The following is a 21453-nucleotide window of genomic DNA, read 5'->3' on the forward strand; positions in this document are numbered from 1 at the left end:
AACAAATAAACAATTCCGCTACTCCCCACAGGAAATTAACCATAAGGAATTTGACCCTTTCTAGATAATTGCAATTATGGATGTATATTAAAGAAAGGTGTGATATATATGGACAAAGAGGTGTTATGGACCAAGATAAATCACCGTAAGTTTGAGCAATTACCTCAACACCAAAAGATATTATCGTTAATCAAAAGCAATTTAGGGCGAGTAGAGTTTGTAAAAGATCATATATGTTTAAGAGATGTCTTTTTCATATCTGAAGATGATGTTGAATCCTTTTCAAGTTGTTTCTTGGCTGTGGATGTACAGTGTGACAAACTTGCTAGTTATAAATACAATTTGCAGTGCTTCTTGGAAAAAGAAACATGTGACGTAGATACTGTTATATCTCGGTTAGAAAAGTTTTTCAGCGAAACAAAACGAACACTATTTGTCGGAATAGGATTTCGTGAGTGCCAGGTTGATTCATTTGATGAAGTGTTCATCACTCACGATTTACAAGAGGGGGTTTATGACACAATCGAAGAAGGATTAAAAGAACATAGGAGATTTCCTAATTGGTACAAAAAACATGCAGCATACCCCGATGAAATAACCTTTATCTCAGCAAATGAGGATAGGGCATTGGAGCAGTTAAAACAAATCGAGATGAGTCTATTACTTTTAAGTATAGAAAGCGCCTTAAGAGAAGAACATGATGGGGCGAAAACTACATATTATTTGTTAGCGGATCAATATAAGTTATTATCTAATATACGGTACTTCTAATCCACTAGGGAGTAGGTCAATAAAAAAGCGCTTCTCTTAAAATAGAGAAACGTTTTTTATTCGCTAATACTGTTAATTCAGATCAAGCCTTCTACATATTTGTTATGAAACTCTGGAACAGTTAATTCTTCGACTTGATTCATATATACAAACTGAGAAGGCTGGTCCATGCCTAATTCATGACATCTTTTCATAACCTTCTTATGGACATCACTAAAAGCTTCTAACACTTCAGGGTCATAACTTGTGCCGTTATATTGATTAAGGTCATCGAACGCCCCTCTAGCAGGTCCACCTTCTTTATAGCACCTCTTTGACATATAAGCGTCTATAGAATCAGATGCTCTTGTAATCCGTGCAAATAAAGGAATTTCCTTGTGGTAAAGACCTCCTGGATATCCCGTGCCATCAAAATTACAGTGATGATACTTAGATGCTTCAATTAATTGATGCTCCACGTTAAGCTTTTCGAGGACATGCGCACCTCCAGTAGCATGCTTCTTCATCTCATTGTACATTTTGATAGTGTATGCACCTTCATAATTTAGGAAGGAAGAGCTCATTCCTAATTTCCCCGCATCATGAAATAAACCACTCTGGTAAAGAAGGTTTAGGCTTTCTCCCTCAATACCCAAGGTCTTCCCTATGGCTGCATTCAACAATCCAGTATGATAGCAAAAAATTAGAGAGTTCTTATCATGTTCATTCATTAAGATTAGCAAATCTTTTTTTGAGTTAACCCTCTTAAAATCAATCCAAGAGAGGTCATACGAAAACTTTTCCAAAATAAACACCACCTTTAATAAAAAGTCAGTTTTCCACGCTTAGGGATTATATTCCAAAACCCTTTTTTTGGAAATAAAACTGATAACTTTTTAGTAAACGTTAGTGTAATGTTATAGAGAAACACAAAAAAAGACCTATGCTATTAATTTAATAATAGTAGAGGTCTTCTTCCTTTCTTCCTATATGCAATTCGGGCGATTTAGCCAATCAATTGTGTCCCAATCTTATGAGAGAACCTCGTGGTGCAGACGACACCTGGGTTCGTAACTTTCATTTGATCCGACTAAAACAATAGGATCATCAAATTTTGGTGGCAACCCGTTAATTAATCTTTGGGTAAGAGTGGCTTCAGCACCACATTTCGCACACAAACTAAAATTTTGGGTTATTTCGTCTGCCATAGCTAGTATATCTCCCATCGGTCCAAATGGAAGACCTCTGAAATCCTTGTCCAATCCAGAAGAAATCACATAGCGGTTATCGTCAGTAAATCTTTTTAGAGCGTGTAGGATTTTATACTCTTGATTTTCACCTATTTCCTCAAAGAACTGTATTTCATCAATGCCTATCACTCTGAAATTATTGTACTCTACTAAACCTATTAATTCTTCTACATTATTCACCGGTATTGCAGGAACCTTCTTCCCATTATGAGAAGCTACTTCTTCGTTGTCGTACCTTATATCAATAGCGTGCTTAAAGACGCCTATTGAAAGACTGTTATAGTTTTCCTCTGTTCTCAGCGCTGCGTCTTTCCTCAATTGATCACTGCGCTTAATTACATCTATTTGGGACATAAGCCTTTCCGTTTTACCGCCAAACATGTTACCGGAATTGACCACAATCCAACCAAAATCTAAACCTTTTATTCCAGGCAAAAACATATTAACCCCTCCTGTCTTCAATCATTATATTACTTTTTTATATAATTTTATATAATTTATTGTTTATTTGATTCGTTCTGTTGTTGATGGAGCTGGAATCGGATAGGAGAAACATTTTTTTGAAAGAAAAGAAGCGAGAGGGGGGATAAGATTGAATTTAGATGATTATATTACGCTATTCCTGAGTTATTTAAAGAGTTTGAACCGTTCTGAAGAAACGCTAAATCAATATAGAAAAGAGCTACAATACTTTATTAAGTTCTTAAAAGAGAAAGAGATAGACGATATTAAAAATGTCGATACCATTCACATTGACTTGTATCAGGCACACTTAATAGATAAAGGGAATACATCTACAACGCGTTCCAAAAAAGCTTCTGTACTTCGACAATTTTTCAAATACATGAATTCCAGAAACTATATCGTTTCATCTCCAACGGATGCTTTAGATCCTATTAAAACAAAAGATGCTGATAAGAAGAGGAAGCATGTTTTGTCTATAGATGAAGCGGTGCGCTTCATTAATAGCATTACTAAACACTCCGTATATAAGGATAAGAACAAGTGCATTGCGATGGTATTCTTGTTTTGCGGGGTTCGTGTAAGCGAATTATGTGCGCTTAGAGTAGAGGATGTAGAGTTCAAAAACAACACACTTCACATTAGAAATGGTAAGGGTGGAAAGGATAGGGAGACTTTTCTACCTAAACAAGTAGCAAAAGAGCTTAAACATTATTTAAAGAATCGTCCTGTTGACTCTGAATTTTTATTTAATAAAAAACTAACTAAAGAACCTCTAAAGCCACGATCAGTTCATGACTTGATAAAAAGACATATCAAGAAAGCCAGGATAAAAAAGAATATCGGGTGCCACGATTTGCGTAAGAGCTCTGCAACTAATTACCTCTTGGGAGGGGTTAACGTAAGAAACATTCAAATATTTCTTGGGCACAGCGATATCTCTACTACAATGCGATATCTAAATCCAGATAAAGAAGAAGTTAAAGCTGATTTCAAAAGTAAGGACCTATTATCGAAGAAGTTAAATAAAGCGAGTAAAAAATCACATAATCGATAAAGGGTTTTTTCTGAACTTTAACAAGGATATAACAGATTAAAAACAGGGTTTAAAGGTGGTTAATATGGAAATTAAAAAGTTCAACAAACTAGAAGACGCTTTGAGGTCGTTCGTCGAGACAAACACTGAAATGGAAGGAAAGCTAAAAAAGCTACAAAAAGAAATTAAAGTAGCAGGTTCAAAGATGATTGATGAGCACGTCAACTACAACCGGTTCGATGAGGCGAAAGAGACAATTGAGAACATCAATCACTTCAATAAATTTGTTTTTAAGACTAATGCTGTAGAAATTGAACAATTCGCCAAGTCTATCTTTAATATAGACAATGATTCCACACCAAAGAAGCCTATTTTAGTGGAAAAAGAGGGGGATGAATTTTCGGAGCAACCTGTTGATGAGCTTGGCGGTAACAGCTTGGATATCCAAAAAGTCAAAACTGCTCTTATCGAGAAAGATTTTATTATTGAAAATCTGAATGATACCGTAGCGGAGATTTCAAAGAATGGAGACCATTATTACCTCACACCAGTCTTAGCGAAATCATCTGAGAGTGAGTTAAAGGATATTTTAGATCGGACTGTTGATAAAAGAAACATAGGTTTTATTTGTCCTTCGGAGGAAGAGATGAATAAGGCATGGGAAGTTACTGAGAGTTGGACTCAAGAAAACAAATCCGAATGTAACTTCTTAACTATTAATTTCACTACACTTAAACGCATCAAAGAGGATCCAAAGGTTTTTGTAGATATAAGCTTTGAATAGAACGGAATACATATTGATCAAAAAAAGCCCACAAGTGTAAGGCTTTTTTTGTTTATCACCTATCAATCCAACAGTTTGCAAATTCATCTGCTGCTTTTTCTGGGGAGAGCTCTCTATAAGCTCTCTGAACAACTTCAAAAGAGTGAGAGCGGTTTGAAGCTACTTGGGTGTCAAACTTTTCGTAGATGTGGCTATTTTCCTCGGAGTAGGTTAGTAATAATTCATATGCTGAAGATTTTTGAATTTGTTTTGTTAGAGCATGATAAATGTGTCCTATCTCGTGAAGAGTTAAAAAGGTAGCATACCTATTCAGGGATTCTCTTTCACTCCCAAGTAATATATTCACTAGTTGTTTATTCTGTTTAAATTCATAACATATGTGGAGTAAATTAAGGTTTATAATTACAACTTCACGGTAATCGTCTAAATCTACTGAGGCACTTGCATTGCAAACAGGAATATCAGATATATGGACTATAATTCCTTCACGAATGTGAGAAGGGATTACCGGTTTAATAATCCCGATACATCTAATAATCTTCTCTAAGCAATCATGTAATTCAACTGTTCTTATGGAAAAGTCCCCAAATTGTTGCAGTGGCGCATCTGGATCAAAAACTACAAAATCTGTATATATTCTCAAGTTCATCACCACAAGTTAAATTGTTGGATGAACGCTGTATTCCTTTTAATTAGTAATGCAGTTTGGCTAATAAAAGGTCAATTTAAATAGCAAAGGCAGGAGATTTTTTTTGGAGAGCAATTACGATCACAAAATATATAAATACATGACGAAGCGGTCAGCCTTAGATGTCACACCTAATCTTACATTCAGAACGACTAACCAAAGGCACCAAGAACAGATATACAAAGGGAGTTTAAAATTCAGCATAAGTGATAAGTCTCAAGGTTATGCCTATGCCTATTTAGATAAAAGTAGCGTAAAGATGATTATGAGGTCGATTATAGAGGGAACCTTTGACCGATTATTCCCACTTAGACTATACCCAAAAGGATTTGTAGAGTATGGTGGTTCGGACGAAGGAAAAGGAGGAGACCCCGAATCAAGGATCTTGTCAATCTCAAAAGGAGAAAGGGAAGTAAGAGATACTGATGGAAGAGTTTTAGGAAAGGAACGGCAATACGTTTTCACTATTATGAAGGGGAAGGGGAGGCTTACAAGAACAAATTCTATACAAATGGTTGGTACTCCTGAGACTAGAGTCCAAAGCTACGTTTCTTACCATGAAGCAGTTAAAATGGCACATGAAATATTAGATTATATTTCATCATTAGAGTTGTCTCACATGATGATGGGCGAACCTCTAGTAACTTGGAAACCTAAATTTGTTGGCAGAAAGAAGAAGCAAGAAACAGTGAGAGAAGTAGATCAAGCAGCGAACACCATGTCTATTCCAAAAGGACAATTAAAAGGGAAGCAGATTAACCAACTAACTGAAAAAGAACTGATTTTAATTTATAACAACCTTAAAAATAATACAGCTGGTTATGAACAAATTTACAAACAAGTGAAAAGTGAATTGAAATTAAGATTACGTCTTAAAAGAAGCAAGAACTAAAATGAAATCAATCTATATCTGGACAATTAGCACTTTCCTACATATAAAGGAAGAGTCTTTTATGATTGAAGGGGGAATTTTTTGAACAGTGCACTAGGCATAACTCTCCTTCTTATACTATTAATACTAACAGCATTTTTCGTAGCATCTGAATTTGCAATTGTAAAAGTAAGAAGGTCAAAGATTGAACAATTAGTGGTTGAGGGAGATAAGAATGCAGAACGAGTTCTAAAGATATTGAACAATTTAGACGGATACCTTTCAGCATGTCAACTTGGCATTACACTTACAGCCCTAGGAATTGGATGGTTAGGAGAGCCAACCGTAGCTAAAATGATTCTCCCAATCTCAAAGGAATGGGGTGTGCCTGACAGTGCAGCACACACCGTATCATTTATAATAGCGTTCTCAGTAATAACATTTTTGCACGTTGTATTAGGGGAGTTAGCTCCAAAAACAATTGCGATTCAAAAGTCTGGAAAGCTTGCGTTACTGTTTGCTAAACCTTTAATATTCTTTTACAAAACCTCATATCCATTAATTTGGACATTAAATGGTTCGGCAAATCGCCTGGTACGATTGTTAGGATTTACTACTGTTAAAGAAGATGATGATCACAGTGAGGAAGAGATCAAGATAATAGTATCTAACAGTAAAGATTTGGATCCTGATGAGCAGAATATGGTTCAAAAAGTGTTTAATTTCGATGAAAGAATCGTGCGCGAAATTATGGTTCATCGTAAGGATATGTTTTGTCTAAAGTCAAACTGCGATATTCAGACGAATATAGGTCGCATTAAAGAAAGCACTTTTTCTAGGTTCCCTGTAATAGGAAAGGACCTGGACGATATAATCGGTTATGTGACATTACGTGATGTTTATAACCATGATCAAGATAATGATTTTGATTCTATAATTCGAAAAATGCCTATTGTGGTTGAGACATCATTGATTAAGAATGTCTTGAAGTCTCTTCAAAAGAACAAACAGCAAATAGCTATTGTATTAGATGAATATGGCGGCGTTTCTGGGATGATTACTGTAGAAGACATTGTTGAGGAACTTGTAGGGAATATTAGAGATGAATACGATAATGAAGAAGAACCTTTCAAAACAACTTCTGAGGGCATAGTAATTCAAGGGAACGTGTTGATAGATGAGGTTAACGAACAACTAGGTACGGAACTAGAAGATATAGATGGCTTTGATACTATTGCGGGTTATTTGGTAACGAAACTAGACCTAAGCAAGGAAGATAAGATAAAACTAAATAGCGGAGAAGAATTTATAGTCTTGAAAAAGGACGGACAAAGAGTAAAGGAAGTCCTATATAAAAAATAAAAGGTCGGAATACTCCGCCCTTTTTTTCATGGTGTTGTTTCTCGTTTTATGAGAGTGCATAATTGCGTAATTCTACATTCACTCTATTACCATTCCCGTCCTCAATCCACTCGCCGTTATAATAGCAGTTTTTCATCATTGTAATGATTTCATCAATGCTACTAAACTTCATAAAACAAGTATATCCTCCAGGCTCGTTGTCCCATTTCTTTTGTTTAATCCAACAAAGTTTGTACTCTTCCATGACACACCGTCCTTAACCTTTATAGTATTCCAACAGGCTTTCATGAACTATAGCTGGCTGTCCATTCGTCCAAATCTTTGCCATACCGTTAGAAGATATTGAATCGAGTAACCAGAACGTACCGTTGTATTTAACTAATTGTTTTTCCGTTGTTGGTTGTTGTTTCATTTACTTTTCCTCCCACTTCATTTTCTAGAACAAATTATACAACAGAATCAGTTCTTGGTCTAAAATACATCCCTTATTTTAAAGTCTTTGTTTTAGCGTCACCTCTATAGCTTGCAACATTCGAGAGCATAACCTCTCCAGGAACATCAAGCAATTATTAAAGAATGTTGTAAGTTCTTTATCTTTATTTTCATAGGTCAAAAACAAAGTTGGGGTTTGGTATAAAAACATGTCTATTCTAATGGGCAAAACTTGGTCAACGCTTTTTTCATGTACGACTTCATTTCGTAAATTATAGATGAAATTCCACACAGGATTGTTATATGGTCTAGTGTACTTCTGAAAAATGTTCTTAATGTTAACCGGAAGATTCTCATGATGATAAACATTGTGTAGGTAAACTGAATTGTTAGCAATATTAAGTTCGAAACATCTATTTATTAAATGGAGAATTATGTCCACGCTTGATCTTAAAGAAACCATAAACCCTTCTATCTCATAATAGATTGGCATGTAAATATCATCATAGTAATCATTATTTTGTAAGTCTTCTGATTTTAGAAGTAATCGTTGAATATTACTAAAGTGGTAATTGTTTCTCTTTAATTTGAAATCGACAGCTTCGAATATACTTGATAATTCTTCTTGCTTAGGCTCATTGATAATTTCACTGATTCTATCAAAATAATCTATAGCGTTAATTCTCAATATACACCCTCCTTTATTACGATTCATGCTTGATTTTTATTAAAAACTGATTATAGTCCGATAGAGTTCGATTGATAATCTAATTATATTTATTAAAGTTTTATATCAATGTTGTCGAAGGTAGATAGGAGTTTTTATGCACTTTTAGAAGGTTGCGTAATCAATAAATTGAACAAATACCAAACCAATTTTCAGGAGTATAAATCATCATTATATAGGCGTCAAAGGAACGGTGCATTTTTATATTTCATAAAGTCTTTTAAAGTTTGGGGGTGGTTTATTGGTAGTTAAAACAACTGAACTAGAGAGTAAGATTCAGAACCTTATTATCTTAGGCAAAAAACGAGGCGTATTAAGTATTTATGAATTGAAGAAGGTATTGAATAAATCTGATTTTGATAAGAGTCAATTAGAAGCTCTGTATGACCTTTTTATAGAAGATTTGAAAGTAGAGATTGTAGAAGAAAATGACATGGATGATGTAGAAAGCAAAGAGAAAGACGTTTATATTGAAGACCTAATCAAGGAAGAAGAGGAAGAAGAGGAAGAGGAAGAATACATAGAAGCTAGTGATGCAGTGAAAATTTACTTGAAGAGAATTGGAAAGTATCGATTACTTACTGGAGAAGAAGAAGTCATCTTAGCGCAGCAAATTGAAAATGGAGATGAGAGAGCAAAAGAAATGTTAGCAAACTCTAATTTAAGACTTGTAGTTTCAATTGCGAAGAAGTATATGCAAAGAGGTAAAGCTGGGTTAGACTTTTTAGATTTAATCAGCGAAGGAAACATAGGGCTGATGAAGGGGATTGAAAAATTCGACTATACTAAAGGGTATAAGTTTAGTACGTATGCAACATGGTGGATCAGGCAAGCAATAACAAGAGCAATCGCTGATCAGGCGAAATTAATCAGAGTACCTGTGCACATGAACGACACAATAAACAAAGTGAAGAAAGAGAACAAACGACTTACTCAACTACTTGGCAGAGAGCCTACACATAAAGAGTTAGCAAAAGAAATGGAATTATCGCCTTCTAAAGTGTCGGAGATTTTCCGAATTTCTCAGGACCCTGTATCAATGGAAAGTACAATAGGCGGAGATGAAGATGGAAGCACACTAAACGATTTCGTGGCTGATGAAGTAAATCCTACACCAATGCAATCGACCAGAAATTCAATGTTGCTTGAGACCCTGGAGGATGTATTGGCTTCCTTAACAGAAAAAGAGAGAATGGTCCTCAGACTAAGGTACGGATTAAATGACGGAGAGGGCAAGACTCTTGAGGATGTAGGGAAAATGTTTGGGGTTACAAGAGAGCGCATTCGACAGATAGAAGCAAAGGCTATTAGAAAGTTAAGACACCCTTCTCGTTCAGCAAAATTAAGAGACTTTAAAAAGAGCTAACACCTTAATTATGGTGTTAGCTCTTTTTATTAGTAGAACCTACGCCTCCAACCCTTATATCGATAGGAGAAATTTCGTTTTCCGCTATGTAATATTTAACTGTTTCCACATAAAATAGAGCATCATTCGCGCTTATCACCAGATTTTGATTGGTAAGGTTCTCAATAAATAATATTATGTGACCATCGTTAGCGTCGTTTTCGTAATAATCTGAGTCTATCACAGGAACTCCATTTGAAAATGCAACTTTATTTTCAAGAGCGGAAGGGATATACACTCCAAACCAACAATCTTCAGGAATTTTCTTTTTAAGACCGGTATTAATCCTAATTTTAGTAGCAGCGGGTATCGTCAGTTTATGATTTACCCTGCGGATATTGGGCTCATTCTCATGAGAATAGGTTTTTGTTGCTCTCTCATCACCCAACACAGAATTCGATACAGATTCGAAGTTACGTTCGAATAAAGGAGATCGTTCTCTGCTTCCAATAATAAATTGGGCAAAGTGGTCATACTTGTCTATTTTCAAATCTTTCTCCCCGTTATTAAATAGATAAATAGTATAAAGGTTGTTATCCAGCCTCAACTCGCAACAATTCTGCACCCTTCCAAATTCATCAGCAATCCTCAAGTGATTCTTAATCCCCAAACTACTTCTTAAATATAAATTCACTATTAAACCATCTTTCTCACGATCATGCGAAAACCAGAATGGTAGTTTCACTTCTATGTATTCGTTAGCCGGAATTATTACATCAGATGCCATATAGATATCATACCCAGCACTATAAAGAGTATTCCTTCTTGGAAATAAGAGTTTATCATCACAAATTATTTTCAATCCATCTACTAAATTAATAAAAACACCTCCGTCAAAAAGAAAGGGCGTACCAAGCATTTATATAGCACATCCACTACATATACTTTACATATAATATTGGATATTGGTAGAAAAAGTGGTATCCAAGGAAACAAATGGTTGCATTCCGCACATCCATTGCATATACTGAACATATACTAAATATATTTTCTTAGGAGAGTGCAAACTATGAAATTTGACTTTAAAGTCGGTAACGACAACGGATTCTCTGAACATGACATCAACATCGATGGTCTACTAGTACAACAACCGAATACTAATGTTGCTGTGGACCAAATTCCTTGGAGCGATGAACAGCAAATTGACCAATTCATCCCTAATATTTTAGATCAGTTAGTTGTAACAGTAGATTCTAAACACGCAAAACCTGGAATGTATTATGTTGGAAAATTCGCAGTCACTAGCGGAAAGCCACTAAATTACATGCAATTTGAAACTGAAAAGAAATTTGAAGTAGATCTGCCAATTGTCAATACTCTAGCAAACATAGCTGCAGTAGCTGTACAAAGGTCTTACAATGAATCTAAAGATAAGAAGTTAGTAGACAATCTTGAAGTGAAAGTTGATATGACTACAGCATTACCACTGAGTCAATATAATGACGATTCTGCTAAACTATTTACTGATAAGTTCATGGATGCTCCGCACAATGTTACGGTTCATGTTGGTAAAGAAAGAGTATTTGTTAAAATAGTTTTCGATTTTGTGAAAGTTGTACCTGAAGCGACACCTGTAATATTCGCTTTGCAAAAAGATAGTAAAGGGGACGTTAGAAAAGACGATATCTATACTCCTTTAGTAGAAGAATATGAACTTAAAAACATCAACGGAAGCCACTTCAAAGAAAAGAGAATAATGCACCTTGATATTGGCGATGGTACGACTGAATATGCAGTTACATCTGGGATTCGTCCAGATCGACAGTTTAAAAAAGGTTCTAACCATGGTGCGGGGCACGCAATTGAAGAGGCTATTGATGACCTAGCAGAGAAGGTGAAACTACTAAGCGTTGAAAGACACTGGTACGAAGAGGTAGTTAAAAGAGGCGACGTTCCTGGAAATAAATATTATGGCAGGGCTATGGATTCCCTTCAAAAACCTCTAGAATCTCAGGTAAGAGAGATAACTAAAAGGTTGAGTCGCGAATTAGACAAAGCCCGAAACGAAGTAGATTACATCGTGGTATATGGTGGAGGCAGTATCTTGATGAGAAACATTCTCTATCCAATCTTGAAGAAAACCGCTGACGAAAGAGAAATTAAACTATTCTATATCCCTTCAAAATATGCAGTTACATTAAATTCTGATGGATTATATGCCTTTGTTAATGGTAAGATATTTGAAGCATTGAAAGCGAAGACACAAAATGAAAGCACAGTAGTATAACGGAGGTGACTTCCATTGGTAAAGAGAGGAAAGAAGGTTGCCGGAACTAGCGTAACTTTAAAACTCAGAAAAGACGCTCCAGATTTGTTAGTCCACTGGGTCAATATACAAGGCAACTTTACGGATGCTGTATTCTATCTAATTGAAGAGGAAATTAAAAAGAATGGAGTTCGAGACCTATCGAAAAGGGTCTTGTCCAACAGAGATTTGCCTTCCGTGGAAGAATTAGAGGCAGACGATCTTGCAATTGAAAGGCTTGAGGAGTTATTAAATCCCCAAGTGGAAGAGGAGCAGCCTAAGCGAAGAGTGGTAAAACCTAAAGCGAGAGCTGAAAATACTCCTAATGAATATACTGTTTCGTCTCTAACAAAGAGTGAGGAAGACTCTGTAGTCTCACAGAAAACAACCGAGGAAACAGAAAAGGGAAGCGAAGTAATTCATAACCTCGCAAATGAAAGTAACAATAAATTAGGCTCTATTGGTGAAAATAACACCGAAGAAACTGATAAGGAATTAGAGGATAATGAAATTACCGAATCTAGTAAAATACATGTTGAGAACGAACAAGAGAATAAAGTGGCAGAGCGTGAAGAAACTCAACAAGTAGATGAAGAAGATGACGAAGTAAGTGAAGAAGATATTAACGCATGGTAAAAAGGACGCGATCGCGTCCTTTTTATTTTGTTTAATTCTGGACTATTTCTATCTCAGACAACTTTTCTCTTAGTTCTTCTAAGTCATTTACCCCACTGACTTTGAGAAACTGTTCGGTGGTTATATATCCTTGCTCGGACTCAGTTATTAAATTTAACGCCTTTGCATTTTCAATTCCTCTATCAGGGTTCTGTACTTGTCTATATTTAGATATTTCACTTCTGGTTACCGGCTGCTTCATAGAAACTATAGTGATGGTTTCCATTGTTGATTTATTTAGCTTCTCCTGTTTCTTCGGCAATACTTTCTCTAATATATCACCTGAAGAGCTTGCGGAAACCATTTCATATCCGCCAGCTACTTGTCTTATGATGAACCCTCTATCGCTAAATTCTTCGATCAATTCTCGTAACCATCTATTTACTATGGATTCTTCAACCTCAACGATAGAAGAAATGCGTTTTATAGAAAGTGGAGATTCTGCTACGAATAAGAGGCTTTCAACATATTTTTTACTCATATGTTTCATCCTTTCCCTCGATAAATAGCGTGTCATCGAGTTTAACTATTATCGCAATTTGTGATTTGATTAATTCTAGTAAAGCACTAAATGTAACAACTAATTCTTCCTTATCTGTAATAGAAGAGAATAGGGATGTTACATCTATGCTCTTTGTTTTTAATTCGTTTCTTAGAATTCTTACTTGGTCTTCCACAGTATATTTATAATTAGAAACTTCCTCCGTTAATTTATCCATTTTATTATTCTTTTCTGAACTTGCAAATTTAGATCTCAATATATTTTGATACGTTTTAACAAAATCATCTGTGGTGGCATTCTTTTTTTTGTTAAGAGTTTCTTTCCTAGTACGTCTATACATTTTGCTTTCTATGGATTGAATTTCTTTCATTTTTTCTAGATTTTCTTTGTAATCCATATAATCAAGCAATTGTTTAGTAAGAGAGTCTCTTGGATCAACTTTGTCCTTTTGGGGCAAGAGCATTTTTGTTTTTATGCCTAATAGTATACTAGCCATCTGCATAAAGTCTGACGTTAGCTCTATATCACTTTTCTTCATAACCATTAATTGTTGATTATAGTCTTTGGTTATTTGAGAGATGTGTAGGTCGTATATATCCATTTTTCTTTGCTTAATTAACTCAATTAACATATCCAAAGGACCTTCAAAGTCTTCGATCTTAATAATATAATCCATGTTATGTACCACTTTTCTCTTCTTGCAGTTTATGAGGGAACATGATTGTTACACCTTCTGTTTCCTGCGTCACTCCGTATACCGTATCAGAAACCATCCAAGTACCTTTCCTATGAGAAACTACGATGAATTGCGACTTCTCGCTAAATTTCTTCAGATAGTGGGCGAATCTCGCAACATTAGCTTCGTCTAATGGCGCGTCCACTTCGTCTAAATATATAAAAGGGCTAGATTTAGAAGATATGATCGCAAAAATAAGAGCTACTGCTGTTAATGATTTTTCTCCTCCGGATAATATATCAATGCTTTTTGGCTTCTTTCCTGGTGGTTTAGCCATAATGGAAATTGGAGATTCCAAAGGTTTTTCAGGTTCTAATAAAGATAATTGAGCCTTCCCTCCACCAAATAAGTCTACAAAGCTCTTCTTGAACATAGTTGAAATATTATTAAACGTTTCATTGAACTTTTCGATCATTTCTCGTTCTACATGTTCAATTAGTTCTAGGAGGTCTTTTTGAGCTTGTACCACATCTTGAAGATGTTCGGACTCCAATTCGTATCTTTTCTCAAGTTCTTTGCATTCTTCCACGGCATTGTGGTTAATGCTCCCTAATGCTGATAGAGACTTTTTGATTGTTCCTATTTTTTCACTTGATTTTCCTTTGTCAATTCGCTTTCTCTCGATGGAGTTTATTTCCGAACTTATTCCGTAAGAGTTTAGGAGCTGTGAGTTAATGGTTTTAAATTGAGTATCTAGCTTACTAAATTTCACTTCTCGGTTATTTATTTCTCCTTGGATACCTTCTTTAATAATATGTAAGTTTCTCAATTCGTCTTCTTCGTGTTCAATAGAGGCGGTGAGGTTGCCAATCTTCTCTTTAAGGTCGTCGATTTCTATCTGCTGATTATTCGTTTTTACCTCTAAGTTTATATATTCTTCATTTAATTCGTTGAGAGATTTATCGATCTGTTTTACTTTTATTTTTTCTCCTTCTTGCTTGGAATACAGGTTCGCAATCTTTTCTTCTAAGTTTCCATTATCGTTGCTATAGCTTTGCATGTATTCTTGTAACTGTTTAAATTCTTCCTGCAGACTTGTATTTTCTAACATAAGTGAGTTTTTTAGTTCTTTTTGAACTTCTAACTGTTCTTCCTTATCTTTTAAACTTTCTGCTAACCTTTCTAATTTAGAAGATAGTTCTTTATGTTTATCACCATTACTTTTTAATGTTAATGACACTCTGGACTTTTTATTTCTCGTCTCCTTCAATGAAAGGCTCATTTCTTGTTCTTGCATCGATATTACTTCAAGGCGTTCTTTCATATCGGAATATGTTTGCTCATAGTTAGCTAATTGTAGCTTTTTTTCTCTAAGTTGTTCTTTCTGGTCCTCTATAATTGCAGAAAGTTCATGAGTAATGTTATTCAGTTCAATAAGCCTATTCTGCTTTTCCTCTAACATTACTTTTTTCCGTTTAATTAGTTCTTTTTTCATTTCTGCTGCACTTTCAAGTTCTTCAAGCTCTCTTCTAATAGTGAAAAAATTTCTCTTATTATACTTTGATCTACCACCGGTAATTGATCCAGTTTGTATAAGTTCCCCTTCAACTGTAGCTATCTTCATACGGATCTTATTCTTCTTGGTAAGATTGATCCCAGTCTCTAGGTCTTCAGATATTAATGTTCTACCCAGAAGAGAGTGAATAACAGGAGCGACATCGTCATGAAAATTAATAAATTTAGTCGCAGGGTTAACGCCGTTTTCTTTATCTAATATTTTTTCTTCCTTTTCATTCAAGTGTAAGGGGTTTGCTAAATTCAAAGGAAGGAAAGTAGCACGACCCATTTTAGAGTTCTTTAAGAACTCGACACAAGTTCTCGCAGTAGAATCGTTATCAACCACAACAAATTGCATTGCAGACTGAAGCAAACTCTCTACAGCTTTCTCATAATGAGGTTCTACTTGTATTAACTCTGCCAAGACTCCGATTACTCCCTCAAACTCATTCTTTCCTTTTTGAGCAAGTATTGATTTAACCCCGTCATAGAACCCTTGATTGTTTGTAATAAAGTCCTGAAGATTTTCTAGCCGGCTTTTGATCTTCACATATTCCGTTTCTAGTGTTTGTATTTCGGAGGAAAGTTCATTAACTTCATATTCCAAGTCTTTGGCAGACCCGATATTACTTTGATAATCATCCAATTTCTTCTTATGCTCATTCTCACTATCACTAATCAAAGAACGGATCTCTTTTATAGCAGATTCCTTAGATTGCTTATCAGAAGCTCCATTAGAAATCCTTTCTCTTTCATTCGCAAGTCGTGATATCAATTCTTCTTCTTTCTTAACTAATTGCTCTAATTCGTATTTTCCTTGAGTTAGATTATTATAGTGGTTTATAGAATCAGTTCTAGTATGTTCTATTTCTGATTTCAAAAAAAGTATTTCACTCTCGCCATCAGAGAGGATAGAGTTTATTTCCGAATTCTTATTCTTATTCTGAGTAATCTGGTGCTCAACATCTTGCATTCGCCCTTTTTTCTTTACTATCCCATCCGCAGATAGGGAATAGTTTTCTTCTATTTCTTTCAATGTGTTATTGTTCTCATCAATATTTCTTATAGCAGTATCTCTACGTTCGGTATAGAGGTTTATTTCACCCCGTATCTTCTCCAAGGATTCCTTATTTGTAGAGTGATTATCCTGAAGGGAGAAGAATAAATCGTTGTGTGTTTTGATGTCTTTTTTTAAGTGTAATAACCTTTCATCGGAACTATGTATTTGTGAATTGATACTGGAGTATTTCGTTTTGGAATCTGACAAATGCTTTGTAACAGAAGTTAACTCTTCACCAACTTCGTCGTACTGATTTAATAAGTATTGGATTTCAACATTCCGTAACTCGTCACTCAATTCTTTGTGTTTTGCAGCCTTTTTAGATTGTTCCCTTAGTGGAGTTAGCTGCTTCTTTATTTCAGTGGTAATGTCTTGCAATCTCTGTACATCGTTGTTAATTTCTTTTAGATTTTTTTCAGTATCATTTTTTCTTTTCTTCATCTTCACGATACCTGCAGCTTCTTCAAATATTGCTCTTCTTTCCTCTACATTATTGGATAAGAGTTTCTTTGTTTGCTCTTGACCGATCATAGAATAACTATTTGAACCTATGCCAGTATCCATGAATAAATTTTGTACGTCTCTAAGCAAAGCTGTTTCTTCGTTGATGAAGTATTCTGACTTACCGGATTTGTTCATACGGCGGGTAACAGAGATGTTTTGAGAAGTATCGAAATTGCTAAATGTAGAATTCTCATTAGAAAAAACAAGCGTAACCTCGGCGAAGTCCCGAGGCTTTCTTGTATCGCAACCAGAGAAAATAACATCCTGCATTTTTCCTCCTCGTAAACTTTTGGCGCTTGTTTCTCCTAAAACCCATCTTATACCATCAAATATGTTACTTTTACCTGAACCATTTGGTCCCATGATGCTTGTAATGCCATTAGAGAAGTCAATTACTTCTCGGTCTGCAAAGGATTTAAAACCATGGAAAACCCCTTGTACTAACATTGATTATCAGCCTTCATTCTCTCTACTAGCTCATCACAAGCATCAGCTACGTAGTTAGGCTTAATACCTTTATCGTTAACTGTCTTAATAACCTTATTCTGTTTAAGGTTTGAAGCGTCTCGGTCACTCATTTCTCTTTTAGCAGAGATCTTAGAAGCTTCATGTACCATTTCATACGGATTTAGTTCTTTCAAGAAAACACCCCCTTAAGAATTAACACCTAATAAGTTCAAATACTTATTAAGAGAATTTTTTCTTTTATTCTGTGCTTGGTCATTCAGTTCATTAATTTCATCGTTGATTATTCCTCGAAGGATAGACACTGTTTCTTTTCCTTCATCTGTTAACATTTGCATAGAGCAAATTTCACAGCAATAAGCTTCAATGTTTTCAATGACAACAACCTTCTTATATGGATTCCTAGATTTAATTGTATGTTTTTTTGTGGTCAATTTTAGTTTACCGACCTTGCAATTTTCACACCTATTCATGTAAACGCCCTTTCCTTAAAGGGTTATCCCCTTTATTTTTAATAAAATATGACATCAGTATTATTTGTGTTTATAATATTTGATTTAAATCCTTCGTTTGTAAGTATATTGATTAAATAATAGCAAGCTAAAAGTGCGTCAGCAGCTCCATGGTCTTTAAAATAAAACCTATTTAAGTGGTCAATACCAACAGCAAAATCGCCTTCTCTCATATCCTGCTCGAATTGTTCAGTTGAAGAGAAAACAACATTCTTTAATCCTGGATATTGCTTAGCAATCAAGCCTAATTCAGTTGATAATAAGACTTTAGAATTTGAATTTTTAAATTTGGTTGAGATTAACTCTAAAATTTGAAAAGTTGATAGACGTATAATTGATCCGTGGTCATTATATAGAAACTCAAAAGTAGTACAATCTGGCGATATAATCATTCCTACATCTATACCGTGAAACTCCATATCTTGTTTGAATTGCTCGAAGTTATTTTCAACAGATGGCGTTATGCCTTCAAAATCAGTAACTAATTCGTTGAAGTCCAAAGCATATCCATTGAAATCATAATCTGATAGGAGTATTCCTCCTAAGAATTTATAAGCTGTTCCATATAACGGATTAAGTAATATCTTTACATTGGGCAGGAAGTTTTCGCCTTGAAAAGTATCCTGTATATACTTCCTGTAAGTTATAACTGGGTCAAACTTTTCTACTAAACCTTTTGATATCCATTTATTAATTTCATTATCATCATAGTATTTGTATTGTTGTTTAACTGTATCTAGGAGAGAAGGGGGGAGGGAGTAACCATTGGAATCGAATGCCTTAATGCCTAGTATGTTAGCCTTGTTCTGGTCTCCAGTTAACACCACAGTTCCCATAGATTTTTTGTGTTTAGAACTAACTATTAATACAGAGGATGGGGCTGGTTTATTACTTAGGAAGGTCTTAACCCCGTTCTTAGCCATAATTGACGCAAAGAAAAAAGCAAACTCTTTTGAGAAATATCTGGTATCGTAACCGATCACCAGTTTTTGCCCCTTCGTACTATAAGCCTTGTAATGATGCGATAACGATACAGCAATATCATACGCGTTTTGATAAGTGAATGTATCTCCTATTCTCCCAATCCATCCCTTAAACTCATTGGAATAATTCATATTTTATCTACTCCTTTTTATGTCTGAAATAATTCGTTCTATCTTTAGTGATGAAATAAATGCATAATGTTCTATTAACAATACACTTTTCATGACCCTGCCATTCGAAGAGTCATAAACGACTTCTTCCATCCTTTTTTTATGCAAGTAGTTCTTTATCGGTCGAGACTTAAAGTCATATATAGAATTTGTTTTATCTAAAGATACATAGTTCCCGAATCCTAAATGAATAAATTTAGGTAATTTATCTGCACTCGTCTTGGACAAAACAGGAGATAACACGACTGTTTCGTCTTCAAGAAGAAAAGCGGCTCTTGTCCTTTTCCCTTTTGTAATATCGACTACTTTTTTCTTGGCTCTTTTGTATTCTATATGTTTCCTGGTGGAGGTTGATTGGGGTGGAAGTATAGCTACTATACTTGATTCTTTTATGTAACTATCCAACAGCCTAAAGAAAGGTATATTAAATCTTCCGAAGAGCGTTCTTGGAGATAAAGACGAATCAATCGCAAACCCTTCTTGAGTTATCAGGATCGCTCTTGAAGGTTTCCCAAAAGAGGTGTCTACAAAGTATCCTTTGAGTTTTTTAATATTGATTTGCTTTTTTAGAGGTCGTGAGGTTTTCGGTAGAATAAAATTCACATTGTCTTTTGGTATATAATTGTCATTGCCTACGTTAACAAGTCCAGTGAATCTATTTGATAATGATGTAGGGGAGAGGGAAGAGAGTATTGAAAATCCGCTGTGAGTAATAAGTAAAGATCTGGATTTCTTGCCGTGTGTAGCATTAAAAAGGTCATTATGTTCCTGCTTTATTTGCTTGTATCTGTTGATAGGGTTTGATTTTTTATTTAAAAGTAGTTCTATAGTATCCTCGCTTATGTAATTGTTATTTCCTATGCTTACTAAATTTTTTACTTTTTTCGCTAACGTAAGCGAATTTATAGGAGACATTATTAAGAACCCGTTTTTGGATACAAGAATAGTCTTAGTTGATTTACCATAACTGCAATAAGCTATTTTACTTGATTTCATCCTGGAAATCTTTGCGCCCTTATTGGTCTTGCTGCCATTCTGAATTATGATCTCAACTTTGTCTTTGGTTGTATAACTTTGAGGTCCTATTTGAAGCGGATTGGTTACTAATTTTGATAAAGATTCTGGTGTTTTATAAGAACCAACCACAATGCCGAGGTTTGTTATTATAATGCTTTTAGTCTTCTTTGCTCTAGTAGTATCAATATACTCATCCTGTAACTTCTTGTCGGATATGAATTCTTTTACAGGTCTAGATCCATTGCTTTGAAATAGATGTATTTTATCCATTGGAATATAATTGTTGTGACCTATTGATACAATTAATCCGATTCGGCTAGCTAACAGCGAGGTCCTTACAGATGACAACACGAGGTATCCGTTGGTAGTTAAAATCAACGATCTTGTTTTTTTTCTATTTGTGGCATCAATAAGCTTAGATTCGTTTCTTTTTATTGAAATAAACTCTCGCATAATTTTGTTATTATGGTCTAATATTATTTCAATTTCTTTTCTTGGTATTCTATTATTCTGTCCTAAAGATATAAGCGACATTAATTACCTCCTTTCACTTTCGATTCAAAATCCACCATAGAACAAAAAATAGAATGTCTTTTCAATAAAAGACGGTATATGAGGTATTTTTCCGATAAACATTTAATATCAATTTCTATTTAATAAATTTAGGTGGTATTAACTTAAAACCTTTAGAAAATAAAAGAAAAGCCCCGTTTTCTGCTCATACAGAAACGGGACTAGATAGATATGCTTTTGAGCGGTGTTTTTTTAGATAAAAATGAGAAGTGTTTAGCTAAACCGTTCATTTTCTTTGGTGGGGCAATATGAAAAGCAATTAAATTTTGTTCGTTTAACTGAAACTTTCTTAGGTCATATCGATACTCGTCCAAGCTTGAAATAAAATCGAGTAAGGCGTTTTCTGCTGATGGATTGTTTGAGAGTAGTTCATTCAACATTGTGTGACCTCTGTCAGTCAACCTACCCTGATCATCTACTAATTTATGAAACTTAAGGTTGAGGATAGTTCTATTAGAATATAAGTCTTTGACCTCCAAACCATTAACTCTGAATAAGCGTCTCCAGTTATATGACTTATTATCATACAAGAACTTTTGATAATACAGCAGTTCAGAATTAAAAAGTCTATTTTCGCCTTCGTTCCTATCTAAAAAGAATAAGTATATTAAAGTGGTCCAGTTTTTCATACAAAACACCTCTAAGAAATTTTTTTAGGAAAATTCATTAAATTTTATTATTGATAAATTTATTATTCCACACAGTCTTAGAGCCAGTCAATTATCTGCTAACCAAGAAAACCTACC

23 protein-coding genes are annotated in these 21453 nt (G+C 34.8%); 8 read left to right on the top strand and 15 right to left on the bottom strand.

Going from position 1 to position 21453, the window contains the following annotated elements:
- Nucleotides 1–108 precede the first annotated feature (108 nt).
- The gene (locus tag ACXAEY_RS23755; RefSeq protein WP_474815801.1) at nucleotides 109–771 is read left to right on the top strand and encodes a hypothetical protein; all 663 of its coding nucleotides are present in this window, start codon (nucleotides 109–111) and stop codon (nucleotides 769–771) included.
- A 77-nt stretch (nucleotides 772–848) separates the two neighbouring features.
- Here the strand turns inward: ACXAEY_RS23755 and ACXAEY_RS23760 are convergent, their stop codons facing one another.
- Together ACXAEY_RS23760 and ACXAEY_RS23765 are read right to left on the bottom strand one after the other, a co-directional pair.
- Entirely contained in the window at nucleotides 849–1556 is a 708-nt protein-coding gene (locus ACXAEY_RS23760; RefSeq protein ID WP_474815804.1) for an HD-GYP domain-containing protein, read from the bottom strand.
- 225 nt (nucleotides 1557–1781) lie between these two features.
- Nucleotides 1782–2441, bottom strand: coding sequence for a thymidine kinase (locus ACXAEY_RS23765; protein ID WP_474815806.1), 660 nt, complete (start codon nucleotides 2439–2441; stop codon nucleotides 1782–1784).
- 151 nt (nucleotides 2442–2592) lie between these two features.
- Between ACXAEY_RS23765 and ACXAEY_RS23770 the strand changes: the two genes are divergently transcribed.
- Entirely contained in the window at nucleotides 2593–3519 is a 927-nt protein-coding gene (locus tag ACXAEY_RS23770; RefSeq protein WP_474815808.1) for a tyrosine-type recombinase/integrase, read from the top strand.
- 64 nt (nucleotides 3520–3583) lie between these two features.
- Nucleotides 3584–4282 carry a hypothetical protein gene (locus ACXAEY_RS23775; RefSeq protein WP_474815811.1) on the top strand — a complete coding sequence of 233 codons (699 nt, stop codon included), beginning with the start codon at nucleotides 3584–3586 and terminating at the stop codon, nucleotides 4280–4282.
- A 55-nt stretch (nucleotides 4283–4337) separates the two neighbouring features.
- On the opposite strand, the gene ACXAEY_RS23780 is transcribed toward ACXAEY_RS23775, so the two are convergent.
- A complete protein-coding gene (locus tag ACXAEY_RS23780; protein WP_474815813.1) occupies nucleotides 4338–4925 on the bottom strand; it encodes a hypothetical protein in 588 nt (195 codons plus the stop codon).
- A 109-nt stretch (nucleotides 4926–5034) separates the two neighbouring features.
- Between ACXAEY_RS23780 and ACXAEY_RS23785 the strand changes: the two genes are divergently transcribed.
- Together ACXAEY_RS23785 and ACXAEY_RS23790 are read left to right on the top strand one after the other, a co-directional pair.
- Nucleotides 5035–5862, top strand: coding sequence for a hypothetical protein (locus ACXAEY_RS23785; RefSeq protein WP_474815814.1), 828 nt, complete (start codon nucleotides 5035–5037; stop codon nucleotides 5860–5862).
- 81 nt (nucleotides 5863–5943) lie between these two features.
- Complete coding sequence (locus ACXAEY_RS23790) at nucleotides 5944–7203, top strand: hemolysin family protein (RefSeq protein WP_474815816.1); 1260 nt, start codon at nucleotides 5944–5946, stop codon at nucleotides 7201–7203.
- A 46-nt stretch (nucleotides 7204–7249) separates the two neighbouring features.
- Here ACXAEY_RS23790 and ACXAEY_RS23795 read toward each other — a convergent pair whose 3' ends face one another.
- The 3 genes from ACXAEY_RS23795 to ACXAEY_RS23805 all read right to left on the bottom strand — a co-directional run bounded on the left by ACXAEY_RS23795 (nucleotide 7250) and on the right by ACXAEY_RS23805 (nucleotide 8323).
- A complete protein-coding gene (locus ACXAEY_RS23795; protein ID WP_474815818.1) occupies nucleotides 7250–7447 on the bottom strand; it encodes a hypothetical protein in 198 nt (65 codons plus the stop codon).
- A 12-nt stretch (nucleotides 7448–7459) separates the two neighbouring features.
- Nucleotides 7460–7615, bottom strand: coding sequence for a hypothetical protein (locus ACXAEY_RS23800; RefSeq protein ID WP_474815820.1), 156 nt, complete (start codon nucleotides 7613–7615; stop codon nucleotides 7460–7462).
- 78 nt (nucleotides 7616–7693) lie between these two features.
- Nucleotides 7694–8323, bottom strand: a complete 630-nt coding sequence (locus ACXAEY_RS23805) for a hypothetical protein (RefSeq protein ID WP_474815822.1) — start codon at nucleotides 8321–8323, stop codon at nucleotides 7694–7696.
- Nucleotides 8324–8603: 280 nt separating this feature from the next.
- On the opposite strand from ACXAEY_RS23805, the gene rpoD reads away from it, so the two are divergent.
- The gene (rpoD, locus tag ACXAEY_RS23810; protein ID WP_474815825.1) at nucleotides 8604–9728 is read left to right on the top strand and encodes an RNA polymerase sigma factor RpoD; all 1125 of its coding nucleotides are present in this window, start codon (nucleotides 8604–8606) and stop codon (nucleotides 9726–9728) included.
- A gap of 16 nt (nucleotides 9729–9744) precedes the next feature.
- Here the strand turns inward: rpoD and ACXAEY_RS23815 are convergent, their stop codons facing one another.
- Nucleotides 9745–10626, bottom strand: a complete 882-nt coding sequence (locus tag ACXAEY_RS23815) for a dCTP deaminase/dUTPase family protein (protein WP_474815827.1) — start codon at nucleotides 10624–10626, stop codon at nucleotides 9745–9747.
- A gap of 150 nt (nucleotides 10627–10776) precedes the next feature.
- On the opposite strand from ACXAEY_RS23815, the gene ACXAEY_RS23820 reads away from it, so the two are divergent.
- Nucleotides 10777–11994: a ParM/StbA family protein gene (locus ACXAEY_RS23820; protein WP_474815829.1), complete on the top strand. Its 1218-nt coding sequence runs from the start codon at nucleotides 10777–10779 to the stop codon at nucleotides 11992–11994.
- Nucleotides 11995–12009: 15 nt separating this feature from the next.
- On the top strand, nucleotides 12010–12648 hold the full coding sequence (locus ACXAEY_RS23825; RefSeq protein WP_474815831.1) for a hypothetical protein: 639 nt from the start codon (nucleotides 12010–12012) through the stop codon (nucleotides 12646–12648).
- Between the two features lie 31 nt (nucleotides 12649–12679).
- Here the strand turns inward: ACXAEY_RS23825 and scpB are convergent, their stop codons facing one another.
- The 8 genes from scpB to ACXAEY_RS23865 all read right to left on the bottom strand — a co-directional run bounded on the left by scpB (nucleotide 12680) and on the right by ACXAEY_RS23865 (nucleotide 21336).
- The gene (gene scpB, locus ACXAEY_RS23830; RefSeq protein WP_474815833.1) at nucleotides 12680–13168 is read right to left on the bottom strand and encodes an SMC-Scp complex subunit ScpB; all 489 of its coding nucleotides are present in this window, start codon (nucleotides 13166–13168) and stop codon (nucleotides 12680–12682) included.
- The gene (locus tag ACXAEY_RS23835; protein ID WP_474815835.1) at nucleotides 13161–13865 is read right to left on the bottom strand and encodes a segregation and condensation protein A; all 705 of its coding nucleotides are present in this window, start codon (nucleotides 13863–13865) and stop codon (nucleotides 13161–13163) included. Before ACXAEY_RS23835 ends, scpB begins: the two co-directional genes overlap by 8 nt.
- A gap of 1 nt (nucleotide 13866) precedes the next feature.
- A complete protein-coding gene (smc, locus tag ACXAEY_RS23840; protein WP_474815837.1) occupies nucleotides 13867–17433 on the bottom strand; it encodes a chromosome segregation protein SMC in 3567 nt (1188 codons plus the stop codon).
- Nucleotides 17427–17627 (bottom strand): hypothetical protein, encoded by a 201-nt coding sequence (locus tag ACXAEY_RS23845; RefSeq protein WP_474815839.1) that lies wholly within the window; start codon nucleotides 17625–17627, stop codon nucleotides 17427–17429. Before ACXAEY_RS23845 ends, smc begins: the two co-directional genes overlap by 7 nt.
- A 12-nt stretch (nucleotides 17628–17639) precedes the next feature.
- Nucleotides 17640–17924: a hypothetical protein gene (locus ACXAEY_RS23850; protein ID WP_474815841.1), complete on the bottom strand. Its 285-nt coding sequence runs from the start codon at nucleotides 17922–17924 to the stop codon at nucleotides 17640–17642.
- 38 nt (nucleotides 17925–17962) lie between these two features.
- Entirely contained in the window at nucleotides 17963–19078 is a 1116-nt protein-coding gene (locus ACXAEY_RS23855) for a phosphohexomutase domain-containing protein (RefSeq protein WP_474815843.1), read from the bottom strand.
- 3 nt (nucleotides 19079–19081) lie between these two features.
- Nucleotides 19082–20668: an extracellular matrix/biofilm biosynthesis regulator RemA family protein gene (locus ACXAEY_RS23860; RefSeq protein WP_474815845.1), complete on the bottom strand. Its 1587-nt coding sequence runs from the start codon at nucleotides 20666–20668 to the stop codon at nucleotides 19082–19084.
- Nucleotides 20669–20868: 200 nt separating this feature from the next.
- Entirely contained in the window at nucleotides 20869–21336 is a 468-nt protein-coding gene (locus ACXAEY_RS23865; protein WP_474815847.1) for a hypothetical protein, read from the bottom strand.
- Nucleotides 21337–21453 lie beyond the last annotated feature (117 nt).

The organism is Anaerobacillus sp. ABA4_114 (assembly GCF_056159065.1).